The following is a 16,691-nucleotide window of genomic DNA, read 5'->3' as shown; positions in this document are numbered from 1 at the left end:
GCCCCACAAAGAGGGTAATGCGCGAAAATCAGTCAGGTATACCTGCATCCCTAAAAAGGGCTTCGGTCCGTTGGCGAAGTTCTTCAGCCTCAATAAGTTGTAGAAAATTCCACTTGGCCTGCCCGAAATCCGGAAACCGAGCAGTCAATTCCTGGACGGCCTGACGCGCAGCATCCGCCTGTCCCGTTGCATGGTATGCAGCCGCAGCCCAACAGTAAGCTGGAGGGCCTACAGGCCCACCACGGTTTACATTTCTTTCATATGCAGCAAGTGCCGCCTGATAGTTACCCGCCATAAAGTTCGCATGCGATATGACGTTCAGATATGGGCCGCTAACGAAGTTTGGACTTAGCCGAAAAGCAGTTTCTGCTGCCTTGATCGCAACATCAAACTTTCCGCGCATCGCATTCAGGACCGCGAAAATAACGTTTGCATCCGCATCGTTAGGCAACAATTCGACTCCGCGTTTTGCTGCTGCCTCTGCTTCGTCAAACCGGCGCTGCGCCAACAAAGAAACACCAAGCACAGTATACGACCACCCAAATCCCTCATCGACTGCAATCGCCTTGTAAGCCAGCGCCTCGGCCCGCGTGCCAAGCACATCCGGGTCCGAATGCCCCCATAAGGCACCAAACCCGATAATCCACGACAAGCCCGCGTAACCGCCAGCAAACGCGGGAGCCATCTCAACCACCTGCTCGAACAGAGCACCTGCAGCTTTTAACCGGCTTGGTATCGGAGGATAGGGCGTGGATTTTGCGCGCACAAACACTTCGTAGGCGTCGATGTTCGTGGTGTGGACCTTGTTCAATCGCTCGGTTTCGACTTGTGTGAGGTTGACGGAAAGCGCCGATACAACTTCTCGACACACCTGATCCTGAAGCTCGAACACCGCCTCGAGGCCGCCATCGTATCTGTCCGCCCAGATGTGCCCGCCTGTTTTGGCATCAATCAGCTGCACGTTGATACGGACCCGATCGCCCAGTCTGCGCACGCTGCCTTCGACCACATTGGCCACTCCCAGAGTCCGCCCAACGGTGGGGATGTCGACCGATTTCCCTTTGAAAACAAATGTGGAATTTCGCGCGACAACGAACAACCCTGAAATCTTGGACAAGTCAGTGATGAGGTCTTCGGTCAAACCATCGGCAAAATACTCCTGCTCCTTGTCGCTGGACATGTTGTCGAACGGAAGTACAGCCACAGACGGCAATTCAGGCAACTGCAGGTCTGGTTCAGGGGCCAGCGATGACGGGATCGGACCATCCCTCCAGTACCAAATGCGAACCGGTCGAGGTATGTTTTTGAGGTCATGTGCCCCACCATCAGCCCAGTCCAAATCCAATTTGTCCCGGATATGGCCGTGAGCCTCATCTGATATTCCGATCCCCCCTGGCGCCACCAGCGGTTCGATCCGGGCAGCAATGTTAACTCCCCCACCGAAAATATCTCCCTCTTGGATCACAATATCACCGACGTGAACTCCAATGCGCAACTCGATGCTCAGGCCACCCAGAGACCTGAAGTCATGGGTCTTCAAGCGTTCTTGCAATGCAACTGAAGCCTCAATGCTTTCGAGAACCGATGAGAACTCTAACAAAAAGCCGTCGCCCATTGTCTTGACGATCCGACCGTCGTGTTGGGCCACCACTGGTTCAACAAGTTGAGATTTCAGCTCATGCACCGCTTCGATGGTACCGGCTTCGTTTTCGGCCATAAGACGCGAGTATCCAACAATGTCAGCAGCAACGACTGAGGCGAGTTTTCTTTGGACACGATCGGACATTCATGGAATGCTAGTTCCTGCATCCCATGAAATCTAATAAATTCGGCACTAAGCCTGCTTCACAGCAGGAACCCTTAGAAACCCAAGTACAAATTGAACGGACCGCGGTGCAGACCGACACTGCCGCCCACATAGCTGCTGCCGCCTCCGACGCCCGCATGGGCATTGAGGGACGGCTGCACGGGTTCGCCGTCCGCACCGCATCCTGCCAGCACTACAAGACAGATAAGGGCGAGTGAGGTGCGGATCAGGGTCATGACAGGGTCGCTTTCCAACGTTCGATTTGGGCGCGCACTTGTCTCGGCGCGGTGCCACCATACGACATGCGCGAGTTTACCGAATTGTCGACGCCAAGAACACCAAATACGTCTTCGGTGATGTCAGCATGCACGGATTGCATATCTTCCAGCGTCAGATCCGGCAGATCACAGCCCTTGCTCTCGGCCATGGCCACCAGCGATCCGGTGACATGGTGCGCATCGCGAAATGGCAAACCCAGAACACGGACCAACCAGTCGGCCAGGTCGGTCGCCGTCGAAAAGCCCGAGCCTGCAGCGGCGGCCAGGCTTTCGCGGTTGGCGGTCATGTCCTTGACCATGCCTTCCATCGCGGCCAGTGCCAGCATCCAGTTGTCGGCAGCGTCAAAGACCTGCTCCTTGTCTTCCTGCATGTCCTTGGAATAGGCCAGCGGCAGGCCCTTCATCACCATCATCAGCGCGGTGTTGGCACCATAGATGCGGCCCACTTTGGCGCGGATCAGTTCCGCCGCATCGGGGTTCTTCTTCTGCGGCATGATCGACGAACCGGTCGAGAAGCGGTCTGACAGGGTCACGAAACGGAACTGGGCAGAGGACCAGATCACCAACTCTTCGGCGAAACGGCTGAGGTGAACGGCACAGATCGACGCGGTCGAGAGGAATTCGAGCGCGAAATCACGGTCACTAACGGCATCCAATGAGTTGGAGGAGGGGCGATCAAAACCCAAGGCTTCGGCGGTCATGTGCCGATCGATGGGAAAAGATGTCCCTGCAAGCGCTGCTGCGCCCAAGGGCGATTCGTTCATCCGGGCGCGCGCATCGCGGACTCGGGACAGATCACGGCCAAACATCTCGACATAGGCCATCATGTGGTGGCCCCATGTGACAGGCTGCGCGGTTTGCAGGTGGGTGAAGCCCGGCATCACCCAATCGGCACCGGCCTCGGCCTGCGCCAAAAGCGCACGGATAAGGGCCAGCAGGCCACTTTCCGCCGCGTCCAGTTGATCGCGGACCCAGAGTTTGAAATCGGTCGCAACCTGGTCATTTCGGCTTCGGCCCGTGTGCAAACGTCCTGCAGGCTCGCCAATCACCTCTTTCAGGCGCGCCTCGACGTTCATGTGGATGTCTTCGAGCGCCGTTGAGAATGCAAACGTCCCGCCCTCGATCTCTGACAATACGGTGAGGAGGCCTTCACGAATGGCCTCGGCATCACTATCCGTAATAACGCCTGTTGCGGCCAACATCGCCGCATGGGCCCGCGAGCCAGCAATGTCTTGGGCTGCCATCCGCTGATCGTACCCGATCGAGGCGTTGATCGCCTCCATGATCGCGTCCGGTCCGGCGGCAAAGCGGCCGCCCCACATCTGGTTCGAGGTCTTGTCGGTCATCTGGAAACCCTTCGGAGGGGATATGAAGAAACTGTTGCTGGCCCTCGTCTATACCGCCCTTGCCGTGGGCGCAAATCCATCCAGCGTCATCGCCGCCGATCTGGATCGGCCTGCGCTGGAAGCCATGCGCGAAGGGAGCATGAAAAAGCTGGTGATCCTGCCCAATCCCCTGCCCGTTTCGGACAAAGCCTTTGACCTTGAAGACGACGGCGGCCAAAGGACACTGGCCGACTACAAGGGCAAATATGTGCTGGTGAACTTCTGGGCCACCTGGTGCGCGCCCTGCCGCAAGGAGATGCCGCAATTCTCGGAACTGCAGGCCGAGTTCGGTGGCGACGACTTTGAAGTTTTGACCATTGCCACGGGGCGCAATTCTCCGGCCGGGATTCAGAAATTCTTTGACGACATCGAGATCACCAACCTGCCACGTCACCAGGATCTGGGGATGACACTGTCGCGCGAGATGCGGGTGCTGGGTTTGCCCGTAACCGTCATTTTGAATCCCGAAGGGCAGGAAATCGCCCGTATGCTGGGCGATGCCGAATGGAACTCGGACAGCGCCAAAGCGATCATCACTGCTCTACTGAACTAAACGGCAAAACTGTTAGAAGAACGCAGACTTTCCGATTAATCTGTTTTCGGCGCCCACTCCATTTCGGGCTCCGAAAACATTTTGAGAGGATAGCTTTATGCGCCGTTTTTCTATCGTGACACTGGCCACAATTGCACTTGCCTTGCCAACCCTGGCAGCCGCGGAATTCATGCAGGTAAAGAAAGAGAAGCAGTTCAGATCTCAGATCGTGGATCGCAAACTTACGGATGCGAACGGGAACTGGACCATCATCAAATCGGACGGCACCCAATCCGGAAGCTTCAACGGCCAAACATATGTCGGTGCTTGGAAGTGGAACGGCCGTTACTGGTGCCGAAATGGCAAGCTTGGCGGTCAGGAGCTGGGCACCAATTGCCAGCTTGTTGAGATCGACGGCACGTCCACACGGTTCACCCGCGACAAGGGCAAAGGTAAGTCTGGCGGGACGTATACCATCAACTGAGCATTTGCGCGCCTTCTTGTGATATACTGCGCCATGACCTTTGCCTTGCAAGGGTCATGGGACGCAGACAACACAAAGGAGAGAGCCATGAAACCCGTGGTACTTCTGATTGGTCGGCTGCCTCAGGTGATTGGCAACGTCGCCCAACAACTGCAACATCTGCCCATCGAATGGCTGGGGGCTCATGATCAGGCCGAAGTCATTCACCAGCTTGATGCCGAACCTCGGATCACCTGCGTCGTGATGGGCGCGGGATTGGACGATTCCGTTCGCGGCGCGCTGATCGGTGTGATCGCCAACCGACGGCCGGACGTGTCCATTCACCTCAAGGATCGAAGATCCGGCCCCGCAGGGTTGGTGCCTTTTGTCGAACGTGTGGTACAGCCCATGGTTCTGGAGCAGCTGCAACCCGGCTGACGCCACGCCACCTTTGACAGCGCCCTCCAGCTTGCGCACATTTTGGTGCAGGAGGACCCATGCCACTTGATATTCTTCTGATCCTTGTGGTCGTCGGTATCGCATCCATTGCAGTCATGCTGCATCTGAGCGGCAGGTCCAAACGTGCGTATCTGACGCCAGACAGCGTGCGGGTGGCTTGGGTCAGGCATTTCCCCGACGATCAGGTGACGGGCGTGATCGCAGCCAAAGACGGGCATGCGGCGCTGGTGTCGACTGCGGCCGGGATGGGCCTCATCTGGTCCTTTGGGGCAGACACTGTGGCGCGCCATCTGTCCCAGGTCGAACTGGATGACACCGCCCGCGGCCTGTGTTTCAAGTTCCATGATTTCACGGCCCCCAGCGTCCGTGTTGCATTGGCCCCCGAAGAACGCCAACTTTGGCGCAACACGATACAGGCGACATGACAGACACCCTTTCTTTTCCGGACCCCACCCAACTGGCGGTACCTTTCTTTGTCGCAGCCATTCTGGCCGAGTTCATCTGGATCGCGGTCAAGGGCAAAGGAGGCAGGTACGAGACACGCGATGCCGTAACCTCGCTGATCATGGGCGCGGGCAGCGTAGCGTCTGGTCTGCTTTTGGGGTTCATCGCGTATGGATTCTTCATGGTCTTGTGGACCATAACGCCATTGGACCTGGGTACGTCAGTGGGCGTCTTCATCTTGTGCTTTGTGCTGGATGATCTGCGGTATTATTGGGTGCATCGTTTCGGACATCGCATCCGCTGGGTCTGGGCCAGCCATGTGAACCACCATTCCAGCCAGCATTACAATCTGACCACGGCGCTGCGGCAAACCTGGACCGGGACGTTCACCTTTATGATGATCGTAAGGGCGCCCCTGATCCTATTGGGATTCCACCCGGCAATTGTGCTGTTCTGCGGCGGCCTGAACCTGATTTATCAGTTTTGGATTCACACCGAGGCCATCGGCAAGATGCCTCGCTGGTTCGAAGCAATCATGAACACGCCCAGCCATCACCGCGTCCATCACGGCCGCAATCCACGCTATCTGGACTGCAACTATGCCGGGGTCTTCATCATCTGGGACAAGATGTTCGGCACATTTGTGCCGGAACAGGACAGCGAAAAGGTGGACTATGGCCTGGTGCACAACCTTGGCAGCTTCAACCCGCTGAGGGTCGCCTTTCATGAATGGATCGGCATTTTCCAAGATGTGATCCAACCCGGCCTGACACTGCGTCAGCGCTTGAACTATGCCTTTGGCCCTCCAGGCTACAGCCACGATGGCAGCCGCGACACCTCGGAAACCATCAAGGCCAAGCATCTGAAGCGCAAACCCCAGGACCGCGGGTCGCCCGGGTTCACGCAATAGTGGCGGCTTGGTGTCAAACGGTGCGGTATCAAAAGCCGCTACCTTTAAATGCAAATTGAATGGAACTGTTGCAGCCCTGGCCGTCCGCCTGGACGTCAAAACTCGCGCATCTTTCAGAGAATTTTCAAAGCCTTGAATTTTGGCGGAAATTACGACGAGACCTGCCGGGGCATTTTGGATTTTGGCGACAGACCGTCGAGTGGGCCCGAGCACTGACAAGTTTCCTCAAATTGCCCATTTAACCGATGCTTCACGAATTTGGCGAAGTCTTGTCCCGTTCATCCGCACCCGGCGACAAGGGGACAAAAATGCTGCAACGCCGAAAGATGATGGCCGGTGCCCAAGCGCACGTCGACAACCCTCTGGATGCTGCTGTCCGGAAACGGGACCGCTCGGCGGTTCAGATGGCAACCGAGGCCGTCAAACACAATCAGTGCATGCTGGCGTTTCAGCCTGTGATGCAAGCACAATCACCGCATCAGCGCGCCTTTTACGAGGGTTTCATACGAGTTCTGGACGAAACAGGACGCGTGATTCCCGCGCGTGATTTCATGCCAGCGGTCGAAAACACCGAGATCGGGCGCGAGTTGGATTGCAACGCGCTGCAGATCGGCTTGCGAACCTTGGTTCGAAATCCGACGATCCGATTGTCGATAAACATGTCGGCCCGCTCGATCGGGTTCAAGAAATGGACGCAGATCCTGCATCGGTTCCTGAAAAAGGATCCGGCTCTGGGTGAAAGGCTTATCCTGGAAATCAATGAAACCTCGGTCATGACAGTCCCGGAATTGGTGATTGATTTCATGGATCAGTTGCAAGAACACGGCATCGCCTTTGCGTTGGATGACTTTGGCGCCGGAAACATCGCGATGCGGTTGTTTCGCGAATTCTTCTTTGATGCTGCAAAGATCGACGGTCAGTTCATTCGTGGCATCGACAAGAACCCCGACAATCAGGCCGTGGTGCGCGCCCTGATCGCCATTGCGCGCGAGTTCGACATGTTCACCATCGCCGAATCGGTCGAAACGGTTGAAGAGGCCGAATTCCTGGTCGAGCACGGTGTCGACTGTTTGCAGGGCTTTCTGTTCGGTGCTCCAACTGTGAAACCGGACTGGGCTCAACCAGAACAAGAAAAATCAACGGCCTGAGTTCAAAAATTGCGCTAACATCCTCTCACGCGACACATGAGACAAGCTGTCTGTTGCTGCAACTGCAGCATTCCGTTATGTCACCCATGCGAGAGCGAGAGATGCGCGGTGCTTCTATGGGGTCGACTCTGATGGCCTGAGCCGTCACATTTCTCGAGAGATATGACGGCAAAGGATTGGATCACATGACCAACGTAGTAATCGCTTCGGCAGCACGGACCGGTGTTGGCAGCTTTGGCGGTTCGTTCGCGAACACACCCGCACACGACTTGGGTGCCGCAGTTCTGGAGGCCGTCGTCGAGCGTGCCGGTATCGAAAAAGGCGAGGTCAGCGAGACCATCCTGGGTCAGGTTCTGACCGCAGCCCAAGGTCAAAACCCGGCTCGTCAGGCACACATCAACGCAGGTTTACCACAGGAAAGCGCGGCATGGGGTATCAACCAGGTGTGTGGTTCGGGCCTGCGCGCCGTTGCCCTGGGTGCTCAGCACATCCAATTGGGTGATGCGGACATCGTCGCCGCCGGTGGTCAGGAAAACATGACCCTGTCGCCCCACGCAGCTACTCTGCGCGCCGGCCACAAAATGGGTGACATGAAATACATCGACACCATGATCCGCGACGGTCTTTGGGATGCCTTCAACGGTTATCACATGGGTCAAACCGCTGAAAATGTTGCCGAGAAATGGCAGATCTCCCGCGAGATGCAGGACGAATTTGCCGTCGCCTCGCAGAACAAGGCCGAAGCTGCGCAGAAGGCTGGCAAGTTTGCTGACGAAATCGCCCCCTTCACCATCAAGACCCGCAAGGGCGACATCGTGATGGACAAGGACGAATACATCCGTCACGGCGCCACGATGGAAGCCATGCAGAAACTGCGTCCTGCGTTTACCAAGGACGGTTCGGTCACTGCCGCCAACGCGTCTGGCCTGAACGACGGTGCTGCCGCAACCCTGTTGATGTCCGCTGACAACGCTGAAAAGCGCGGGATCGAGCCGCTGGCCCGCATCGTGTCCTACGCCACTGCCGGTCTGGACCCGCAGATCATGGGTGTTGGCCCGATCTATGCGTCGCGCAAGGCACTGGAAAAAGCAGGCTGGAAGCCCGAAGATCTGGACCTGGTTGAAGCCAACGAAGCCTTTGCCGCACAGGCCTGCGCCGTGAACAAGGACATGGGCTGGGATCCGGCAATCGTGAACGTAAACGGCGGCGCCATTGCTATCGGTCACCCGATCGGCGCCTCGGGCTGTCGCGTTCTGAACACGCTTCTGTTCGAAATGAAGCGCCGCGATGCCAAGAAAGGTCTCGCCACCCTGTGTATCGGTGGCGGCATGGGCGTCGCCCTGTGTGTGGAGCGCGACTAAGCGCTGGCGCATCTATCATAAGAAGGGCGCCCATTGCGGCGCCCTTTTCTTTTAACATCAAACCTTTACCTTGGATGCGACAAAATTCTCCACTCGTCATGAGAATTTCATCACGAAAGAATATTGCGCATCCTGAGCGTAATGGGTAACAGCATTACAACGCCAAATTCAATTGGAGGATTCCTCAATGGCAAGAACAGCACTCGTCACCGGTGGCTCGCGCGGCATCGGCGCAGCCATTTCCAAGCGCCTGAAGGCCGATGGTTACAACGTCGCCGCGACCTATGCCGGTAACGACGAAGCCGCCGCTCAGTTCACCGAAGAAACCGGCATCGCCACCTACAAGTGGAACGTTGCCAGCTACGAGGAATCGGCCGCAGGTATCGCCAAGGTCGAAGCCGAAGTGGGCCCGATCGACATCGTGGTCGCCAATGCCGGCATCACCCGCGATGCACCGTTCCACAAGATGACCCCTGAACAGTGGCATCAGGTGATCGACACCAACCTGACCGGCGTGTTCAACACCGTGCACCCAATCTGGCCCGGCATGCGCGAGCGCAAGTTCGGTCGTATTGTCGTCATCAGCTCGATCAACGGTCAGAAAGGCCAGTTCGCTCAGGTGAACTATGCCGCGACCAAAGCGGGCGATCTGGGCATCGTGAAGTCGCTGGCCCAAGAAGGCGCGCGCGCAGGCATCACTGCCAACGCCATTTGCCCCGGCTACATCGGCACCGACATGGTTATGGCCGTTCCGGAAAAGGTCCGCGAATCGATCATCGCACAGATCCCGGCGGGTCGCCTGGGTGAGCCGGACGAGATCGCACGCTGCGTGTCGTTCCTGGTTGCGGACGACGCGGGCTTCGTCAACGGCTCGACCATTTCGGCCAACGGCGCGCAGTTCTTCGTCTAAGCTTTAGCGACGGACAAAAAGCAAGGGCCGGTCCATCAGGACCGGCCCTTTTCATATCCCGTAAGAACGCGCGCGCTGCGCTCAGCGGGAACCGAACAGCCAGTTAAATACCGACTTGATGGCCTTGGACCGCTCTGCGTGTGCACGCTGGAATGCACGTTGGGCGGCGGGGTTTGTTGTCATCTCGATCATCTCTTTGCCCTTTCTCAGATCAGTTTGTCTTGACTTGCACCCAATATGTGCCACCGAATGAAAAGGCACAAACGAGACTTTTTCTGACTTCAGTTAAGAATATTTGACCTGACTATGAGCGACCGCCTCCCCCCTTTGACCGCTTTGCGCGCTTTTGACGCCGCCGCCCGTCACATGTCTTTTGCCCACGCTGCAAAAGAGCTGAATGTCACGCCCGCCGCGCTGTCTTTTCAAATCAAGTCGCTGGAGGAACATCTGGGGCATCCTCTGTTCAAGCGCCTCAACCGCGCGGTCGAGCTGACCGAGGCCGGGCGGGCTCTGGCACCGGGTGCGGCAGATGGCTTTCAAACCCTGACCGACGCCTGGCGCGCCGCGCGCAGATTGCAGGATAACACGTCACTAACTGTCACTGCGGGGCCGGCGCTGACGGCAAAGTGGCTTGCCCCCCGGCTTTATGATTTTGCGCGGCAGCATCCTGATATCGACCTCAGCTTTTCCGCCACTCTGCGCATGGTCGATCTGCGCCGCGACGACGTGGATGTGGCGATCCGGTTTGGATACGGACCTGACGAGGGGTTGTATTCGGTCCAGGTGCGCAAAGAGTGGCTGACCCCGGTGATGTCGCCCGAAATGGCCGAGCAGTTTCCAACCCCGGAAAGCCTGACAAAAGCCCCGTTGATCTTTGACGATTCCATCGCTTTTCTGCGCCCACCCTGTGACTGGGCAACCTGGTTTCGTGCGGTCAGCGTGCAGCACAACCCCGAACACGGCACGCATTTTTCCAACGCCGATCATGCCGTGGATGCCGCCGTAGCAGGGGTTGGTGCAGTTCTTGGGCGGCGAGCTATGATTATCAAAGACCTGCAAGAGGGGCGATTGGTGGCGCCATTCAAAACCGCCATCGAAAGCACGGGCCGCTTTCGGTTCCTCTGCCTACCCGGCATCGAGGAAAGGCCACAGGTTAAAGCATTCCGCGATTGGTTCGTGTCCGAGATTGACAAGACAGCGCATATCTCCGACGAATTCGACATTATTCCGGTCGAGGACGTTCCCCCAGCATGAGCAAATCCCAAGCCACCGCCATCGGCTTTGTCGCCGTCCTTCTGTGGGCGTTGCTGGCGCTGTTGACGGTCGGGTCCGCGCCAACGCCGCCTCTGCTGCTGAACGCCATCTGTTTCACCATCGGCGGGACATTAGGGTTGATCTGGACGGCCACCAGCGGCGGGCTGGGTCAACTGCGCACCGTTCCGACCAAGGTGTATGTTTTTGGCACCATCGGTCTCTTTGGCTATCACGCACTCTATTTCTCGGCACTCCGCCTGGCCCCTGCGGCCGAAGCGGGGTTGATTGCCTATCTATGGCCCCTGCTGATCGTATTGTTCTCGGGCCTATTGCCGGGCGAGCAATTGAAGCCGGGCCATCTGATCGGGGCCTGTTTCGGCTTTTCCGGCGCGGCGCTGATCATCTTGGGCGGCGGCAGTGGTGGGTTTCAGACTGAATATCTCGCCGGGTATCTGCTGGCCCTGCTTTGCGCACTGACGTGGTCAGGATACTCGGTGCTGTCGCGACGAATGGGAGAAGTCCCAACAAGCTCAGTCGCCGTGTTCTGCGTGGCTACGGCCATCGCGTCCTGGGGGCTGCATTTCGCAGTCGAAGAAACCGTCTGGCCGCAAGGCACGTGGGGCTGGGCCTCGACGCTGGGCTTGGGCCTCGGCCCCGTCGGGCTGGCATTCTATGTCTGGGATATCGGGGTGAAACGCGGGGACATTCAGATGCTCGGCACCAGCTCCTACGCGGCGCCCCTGTTGTCGACCCTGGTTTTGGTGGTGGCCGGGATCGCCGCACCTACTTGGGCTTTGGCGATCGCGGCCTTGTTGATCACGGGCGGCGCAGTGATCGCGGCCCGCAGCAGCATGTCAGGTTAGACTGACAACCGTTCGATTTCTTCTTTCAGCTTTAATTTTTGTTTCTTCAGATTTGCCAGATGCAGCCCGTCAATGCCGGGTGACCGCTGTGCCTCTTCCACTTCAAGACTGAGATGCTCGTGCTTCTTTTTCAGCTCCGTCAGGTGCGAGCTCAGGCTCATGGCAATCCTCCTTCTCAATTGTATGCCGGACAAGTTGAGCACAAGAAAATCACTCTGTCACGCTGCAGGTGCATGAAACTGTCATCAATCTGACGTATGGGCTGATAACCGCTTACCTAGCGTCAGGCCATTTGAGAGCTGCCCCATCCCGCAAAACCGACCGGATTTCCGCGACATAGCTTTCTACGTCAGCCGTGTGGCGGTCGCCTTGGTGAAGAATCTGTGGCGCATGCAAGCGAAACGGGGATTTTCCCTCTTTCCGCGCACGGAGAATCACAAGATCGGGTGCACGGCCCGGTCGAGCGGTCAGAGGCAGCACCTCGAGCGCGCCCAAACGCCCCTCACACGCAGTGATCAACTCGGGCAGACGGTCGGTGCGCTGGATGATGTGCAGATACCCCTTGGGGAGCAAGCGACGCGCGGCAACCTCGACCCACGTGGCAAGCGGCGTGTCCCCTCCCAGGGCGACACTGCGCCCCATATCGCGCGCCTGACTATGGGCGCCGCTGCGATAATATGGGGGATTGGCGATGACATGATGGAACCGCTGCTGGCGCAATGCATTGGGGAGCGTGCTCAAGTCCGCACAAGTGACGTCGAGCGGCAGCTCGTTCAGGGCTGCATTCCGACGCGCCAAATCGGCGTAGTCAGGCTGCAACTCCACCCCGTGCCCCTGCATCCCCGCGACCCGTGTCAGCAGCGACAAAATGGCCGCACCGGCTCCGCATCCCAGCTCCAGCACCGATTGACCCGCACGCGCAGGCACAACCGAGGCGAGCAGAACCGGATCAACACCCGCACGATACCCATCGCGGGGTTGAAACAGGGTCAAACGCCCACCCAAAAAGGCGTTCTGTGTCAGCTGATCGTCGGAAAACACGGACTTATTTGCCCAAGGGAATTTCGTTGTCGCGCATCACCCGCACCGCCGCGTCATAGTCTTCTTCGCGCACCATCATGCGGCGGGGGAAGATTCCGATGCCTCCTTCGAGGATGCTCATATTTACGTCCATCTGAAAGCAGTCTATATCCTCGCCCTCAAGAAGGGCGGAGGCAAAGGCCATGATGGTCGGATCGGTACTGCGCAATAGTTCCTTCATGACGTCGGATGTAAGGGCAAGGTGGGGCATATGTCGAGCCTTGTAGCAGGAGTGTGATGAATATCAGCACCGTCTCGAAACCTCATGAGCAACTGGCCGCGACGCTGGCCGGTGAAATGGCTGCGGTCAACGAGTTGATCCAGACCCGGATGGCGTCGGAACACGCCCCCCGCATCCCCGAAGTGACCGCGCATCTGGTCAGCGCCGGTGGCAAACGCCTGCGTCCGATGCTGACGCTCGCAGCGGCGCGTCTTTGCGGATACCAGGGCGAGCATCATCTGCGCCTGGCGGCAACGGTGGAGTTCATCCACACCGCCACCCTGCTTCACGACGACGTGGTAGACGAAAGCGCGCAACGTCGGGGCCGCCCCACCGCCAACTTGCTGTGGGACAACAAAAGCTCTGTTCTGGTGGGCGATTATCTGTTTTCGCGCAGCTTCCAGCTGATGGTCGAAACCGGCTCGTTGCAGGTTCTGGACATCCTTGCCAACGCATCGGCCACAATTGCAGAAGGTGAAGTGCTGCAGATGACCGCCGCGACCGATCTGAAGACGGATGAGAGCATCTATTTGCAGGTTGTGCGCGGCAAAACCGCAGCTCTGTTTTCGGCCGCAACTCAGGTGGGCGGCGTGATTGCGGATGCCAGCGATGAACAGGTGCAGGCGCTCTACGACTATGGCGACGCACTTGGCATCGCGTTTCAGATCGCGGATGACCTGCTGGATTATCAGGGCGACAGCAAGGCCACCGGCAAGAACGTCGGCGACGATTTCCGCGAGCGCAAGCTGACGCTGCCAGTGATCAAGGCCGTGGCTCAGGCCACTGCTGATGAACGGGCCTTCTGGGAACGCACCATCGAAAAGGGTCGCCAGGAAGAGGGCGACCTGGAACACGCGATGGCGCTGATGGCCAAATATGGCACGTTGGACGCCACCCGCGATGACGCCAACGGCTGGGCGGCCAAGGCCAAGGCAGCGTTGGATGCACTGCCCGACCATGAAATCCGCACCATGCTGCGCGATCTGGCCGACTACGTGGTGTCGCGCCTCAACTGAGTTGGGTCGCGACGCACCACCAATCAGGGTGCTCGGCGCCGATGACATAGGCCGCGAAATGCGCGGCCTTCATTGTGGGATAGAGCGCAACGCAGGTTGACCCCGACCCTGACATCCGCGCCATCAGAATATTGCGCGTGTTGCGCAGGTCCGACAGGACGCGCTCGATCTCGGGCGCGACAGTCATCGCGGGTGGCTCCAGGTCGTTACGTTGGTCCAACAGCCAATCAGCGCAGTCTTCGACCGCCGCAAACTCGGGCACGTGATCCGGCATTGGCGCATTGTCGCGGCTCTCAAGGCCCGAGAACACTGCACCCGTGGGCACGGCGACGCCCGGATTGACCAACAGCGCTGGAAGCGTTGGCAAATTTAGCGGTGCGATCCGCTCGCCAATGCCCTGCATCCGCGCGGCACGTGCATACATGCAAACGGGAACATCGGCACCCAATGAGAGCGGCAAGCCATCAGGGATGCCCCCCCCCTGATCCGTAAGAATGCGCAGTGCCATAGCCGCGTCCGAGGAACCACCGCCAATGCCTGCGCCATGCGGCAGAGCTTTGTGCAAATCCACTTGGCCGGTCCATCCGGCACCCTCTAGCGCGCGCCACACAAGATTGCGGTCATCCGTTGGAACCCCGCCTGAGAACGGGCCATCCACGGCCAAAGACAACGCCTCGCCCGGTGTCAATCGCAAGCGATCACCGAAATCAGCGAAGACAACGATAGAATCCAGCAGGTGATAGCCATCATCCCGACGGCCAGTCACGTGAAGGGATAGATTGACCTTGGCTGGCGCCAGCGCCTCAGCCGTCATTGGCCACCTGAAGGGGCGCAGCGCCCTCTTCGGCCAGAACCTCGTCCAAGCCCACTTCCAGCTTGCGGCGGATGCGTTCCGGGTCGGCCTCGCTGTCGGTGTCCTCGGGGTCAATGAATGACAGGGCGCGGCTCCACTGGAACTCGGCCTCGCGGGTGCGGCCGACGGCCCAATAGACATCGCCCAGATGGTCGTTGACCACCGGATCGATCGGCATCAGCTCGACCGCGCGCTCCATGTGGCCCACTGCTTCGTCATACCGACCCAGTCGGAACAAGACCCAGCCAAGGCTGTCGACGATATAGCCACTGTCAGGGCGCGCCGCGACAGCGCGTTCGATCATCGACAACGCCTCGTCCAGCTTTTCCTGCTTCTCGACCAGCGAATAGCCCAAGTAGTTGAGCACCTGCGGCTGATCCGGTTCCAGTTCCAGCGCGGTGCGGAAATCTGCTTCGGCCTGGGGCCATTGCTTCAGACGCTCATGGCTGATCCCACGGGCGTAAAGGATAAACCAGCGGTTGGCGGCTTCTTCATCCGTGAACTCAAGCGCCTTGTCATAGGCCGCGACCGCTTGGGTGTATTCCTCTTGCTGACGCAGCAGATCACCCAGGGCCGAATGCACCGCTTGAAGCTCGGGGTATTCACGGGTCAGCTGCTCCAGCACCTCGATCGCGGCATCCGGTTTCGCTGCGCGGCGCAAAGCTTCTGCCCGACCAAGCTCGGCGGCAAAATGGTCGGGGTTGTCCGCGGGGATGCTCTTGTAGGTATCGACCGACAAGTCGTACTGGCCGAGATTTTCAAGCAAACTGGCGCTCAGCAACAGGGCGTCATTGTGATCGGGGCGCAGATAACCCGCCATCCGGGAATAGATCAGCGCATAGTCGTCAGAGGCCTCACCACTCAGCGCGGCTCCGATGGTAAAGAACACCTCAGCCATCCCGTCGCGCACGCCGCGCACCTGGCTGAACGGCAGGGTCTCGCCTTGGGCCAACTTGTCGGCGACGTCGGTCAGGCCGGGGTCGAACCGACCTGCAAAGACATCGGCCATCACCTCAAGCGCGTCGTCATTGCGGCCCAGCTGCGACAGAATCTCGACATTGGCCAGCACCGCGCGGCGTGTCATCGTTGCTTGCTGCCCGTCTTCGCCCGAGAAGATCGCATCGGCGCCTTCGAAATCACCGACCGAAGCCAAGGCCATCGCCTTGTGATACAGTGCAAAGCCGCGCAAACCCGCCTCGTCCCCCAGCTTGTCGAACTGGGCCAGCGCCTTGCCGACCGAGCCCGCACCCATATGGGCCCACCCAATCAGCAGGCCATCCACCAACAGGCTGACCGCCTGTTCGCCTTCAGTGCGGCTCAACAACTCGTCATAGGCTTCGGTCGTGATCAGGTTCGCGACAACGGCCATGGAGGCCATCTGACTGCCCAACCCCAAAGCCTCAAGCGTTTGTGCCACCGGCAAGGCACGTTCCACCTGCCCCAAGGCCAATTGCGACAGGATCACATTCTCCATCAGGCCAGGATTCTTGGGGTCCTTCATCAAGGCTTGGGTGTAATACCGCGCCGAGGCCTCAAAATCGCTGTCATAGATAGCCTGCCGCCCCGCCAGATACGATCCGGCCCCGGTGTCCGCCTGGACGACGGTCGGGAGTGTCAGCGATATGGCCAAAGCGACGGCTGCCGCGGTACGAACGAGGGGAAACACCAAATGCCTGCCTTTTTCTCATGAGCTCGGGCTAAAGCTAGG

At 58.7% G+C, this 16,691-nt stretch carries 19 protein-coding genes; 11 read left to right on the top strand and 8 right to left on the bottom strand.

Features of this window, described 5'->3' with window-relative positions; all coding sequences use genetic code 11:
- Positions 1 to 28: 28 nt before the first annotated feature.
- From TRM7615_RS06585 to argH, 3 genes are all read right to left on the bottom strand, one after another.
- Positions 29 to 1,786 (bottom strand): adenylate/guanylate cyclase domain-containing protein, encoded by a 1,758-nt coding sequence (locus TRM7615_RS06585; protein WP_108786115.1) that lies wholly within the window; start codon positions 1,784 to 1,786, stop codon positions 29 to 31.
- Positions 1,787 to 1,860: 74 nt separating this feature from the next.
- The gene (locus tag TRM7615_RS06580) at positions 1,861 to 2,043 is read right to left on the bottom strand and encodes a hypothetical protein (RefSeq protein ID WP_108786114.1); all 183 of its coding nucleotides are present in this window, start codon (positions 2,041 to 2,043) and stop codon (positions 1,861 to 1,863) included.
- Positions 2,040 to 3,431, bottom strand: coding sequence for an argininosuccinate lyase (argH, locus tag TRM7615_RS06575; protein ID WP_108786113.1), 1,392 nt, complete (start codon positions 3,429 to 3,431; stop codon positions 2,040 to 2,042). The genes TRM7615_RS06580 and argH overlap by 4 nt, the downstream gene beginning before the upstream one ends.
- Positions 3,432 to 3,453: 22 nt before the next feature.
- On the opposite strand from argH, the gene TRM7615_RS06570 reads away from it, so the two are divergent.
- From TRM7615_RS06570 to yddG, 10 genes are all read left to right on the top strand, one after another.
- On the top strand, positions 3,454 to 4,023 hold the full coding sequence (locus tag TRM7615_RS06570; RefSeq protein ID WP_108786112.1) for a TlpA disulfide reductase family protein: 570 nt from the start codon (positions 3,454 to 3,456) through the stop codon (positions 4,021 to 4,023).
- A 97-nt stretch (positions 4,024 to 4,120) separates the two neighbouring features.
- Complete coding sequence (locus TRM7615_RS06565) at positions 4,121 to 4,486, top strand: dihydrodipicolinate reductase (RefSeq protein ID WP_108786111.1); 366 nt, start codon at positions 4,121 to 4,123, stop codon at positions 4,484 to 4,486.
- A gap of 87 nt (positions 4,487 to 4,573) precedes the next feature.
- A complete protein-coding gene (locus TRM7615_RS06560) occupies positions 4,574 to 4,903 on the top strand; it encodes a hypothetical protein (protein ID WP_108786475.1) in 330 nt (109 codons plus the stop codon).
- Between the two features lie 59 nt (positions 4,904 to 4,962).
- A complete protein-coding gene (locus TRM7615_RS06555; protein ID WP_108786110.1) occupies positions 4,963 to 5,349 on the top strand; it encodes a hypothetical protein in 387 nt (128 codons plus the stop codon).
- On the top strand, positions 5,346 to 6,278 hold the full coding sequence (locus TRM7615_RS06550) for a sterol desaturase family protein (RefSeq protein WP_108786109.1): 933 nt from the start codon (positions 5,346 to 5,348) through the stop codon (positions 6,276 to 6,278). The genes TRM7615_RS06555 and TRM7615_RS06550 overlap by 4 nt, the downstream gene beginning before the upstream one ends.
- Before the next feature lie 308 nt (positions 6,279 to 6,586).
- Positions 6,587 to 7,426 carry an EAL domain-containing protein gene (locus TRM7615_RS06545; protein ID WP_108786474.1) on the top strand — a complete coding sequence of 280 codons (840 nt, stop codon included), beginning with the start codon at positions 6,587 to 6,589 and terminating at the stop codon, positions 7,424 to 7,426.
- Between the two features lie 185 nt (positions 7,427 to 7,611).
- Entirely contained in the window at positions 7,612 to 8,787 is a 1,176-nt protein-coding gene (locus TRM7615_RS06540; RefSeq protein ID WP_108786108.1) for an acetyl-CoA C-acetyltransferase, read from the top strand.
- A 187-nt stretch (positions 8,788 to 8,974) separates the two neighbouring features.
- Entirely contained in the window at positions 8,975 to 9,697 is a 723-nt protein-coding gene (phbB, locus tag TRM7615_RS06535; protein WP_108786107.1) for an acetoacetyl-CoA reductase, read from the top strand.
- Positions 9,698 to 10,003: 306 nt separating this feature from the next.
- Positions 10,004 to 10,951, top strand: coding sequence for a transcriptional regulator GcvA (locus TRM7615_RS06530; RefSeq protein ID WP_108786106.1), 948 nt, complete (start codon positions 10,004 to 10,006; stop codon positions 10,949 to 10,951).
- Positions 10,948 to 11,814: an aromatic amino acid exporter YddG gene (gene yddG, locus TRM7615_RS06525; RefSeq protein WP_108786105.1), complete on the top strand. Its 867-nt coding sequence runs from the start codon at positions 10,948 to 10,950 to the stop codon at positions 11,812 to 11,814. The genes TRM7615_RS06530 and yddG overlap by 4 nt, the downstream gene beginning before the upstream one ends.
- Here yddG and TRM7615_RS06520 read toward each other — a convergent pair.
- From TRM7615_RS06520 to TRM7615_RS06510, 3 genes are all read right to left on the bottom strand, one after another.
- Entirely contained in the window at positions 11,811 to 11,975 is a 165-nt protein-coding gene (locus TRM7615_RS06520; protein WP_085797374.1) for a YdcH family protein, read from the bottom strand. The genes yddG and TRM7615_RS06520 overlap by 4 nt on opposite strands.
- A 112-nt stretch (positions 11,976 to 12,087) precedes the next feature.
- On the bottom strand, positions 12,088 to 12,855 hold the full coding sequence (locus tag TRM7615_RS06515; RefSeq protein ID WP_108786104.1) for a tRNA1(Val) (adenine(37)-N6)-methyltransferase: 768 nt from the start codon (positions 12,853 to 12,855) through the stop codon (positions 12,088 to 12,090).
- A 4-nt stretch (positions 12,856 to 12,859) separates the two neighbouring features.
- Positions 12,860 to 13,075 (bottom strand): putative signal transducing protein, encoded by a 216-nt coding sequence (locus TRM7615_RS06510; protein ID WP_108786103.1) that lies wholly within the window; start codon positions 13,073 to 13,075, stop codon positions 12,860 to 12,862.
- 56 nt (positions 13,076 to 13,131) lie between these two features.
- Between TRM7615_RS06510 and TRM7615_RS06505 the strand changes: the two genes are divergently transcribed.
- On the top strand, positions 13,132 to 14,130 hold the full coding sequence (locus tag TRM7615_RS06505) for a polyprenyl synthetase family protein (protein WP_108786102.1): 999 nt from the start codon (positions 13,132 to 13,134) through the stop codon (positions 14,128 to 14,130).
- On the opposite strand, the gene TRM7615_RS06500 is transcribed toward TRM7615_RS06505, so the two are convergent.
- Both TRM7615_RS06500 and TRM7615_RS06495 read right to left on the bottom strand, forming a co-directional pair.
- Positions 14,123 to 14,944: a 4-(cytidine 5'-diphospho)-2-C-methyl-D-erythritol kinase gene (locus TRM7615_RS06500; RefSeq protein WP_108786101.1), complete on the bottom strand. Its 822-nt coding sequence runs from the start codon at positions 14,942 to 14,944 to the stop codon at positions 14,123 to 14,125. The two genes, TRM7615_RS06505 and TRM7615_RS06500, sit on opposite strands and share 8 nt — an antisense overlap.
- A complete protein-coding gene (locus TRM7615_RS06495; RefSeq protein ID WP_370739781.1) occupies positions 14,934 to 16,649 on the bottom strand; it encodes a tetratricopeptide repeat protein in 1,716 nt (571 codons plus the stop codon). Before TRM7615_RS06495 ends, TRM7615_RS06500 begins: the two co-directional genes overlap by 11 nt.
- Positions 16,650 to 16,691 lie beyond the last annotated feature (42 nt).

This window comes from Falsiruegeria mediterranea M17 (assembly GCF_900302455.1).
GTDB classification, from domain to species: domain Bacteria; phylum Pseudomonadota; class Alphaproteobacteria; order Rhodobacterales; family Rhodobacteraceae; genus Falsiruegeria; species Falsiruegeria mediterranea.
Note: the sequence above shows the minus strand (reverse complement) of the source record. Positions and strands in the feature narration are given on the sequence as shown.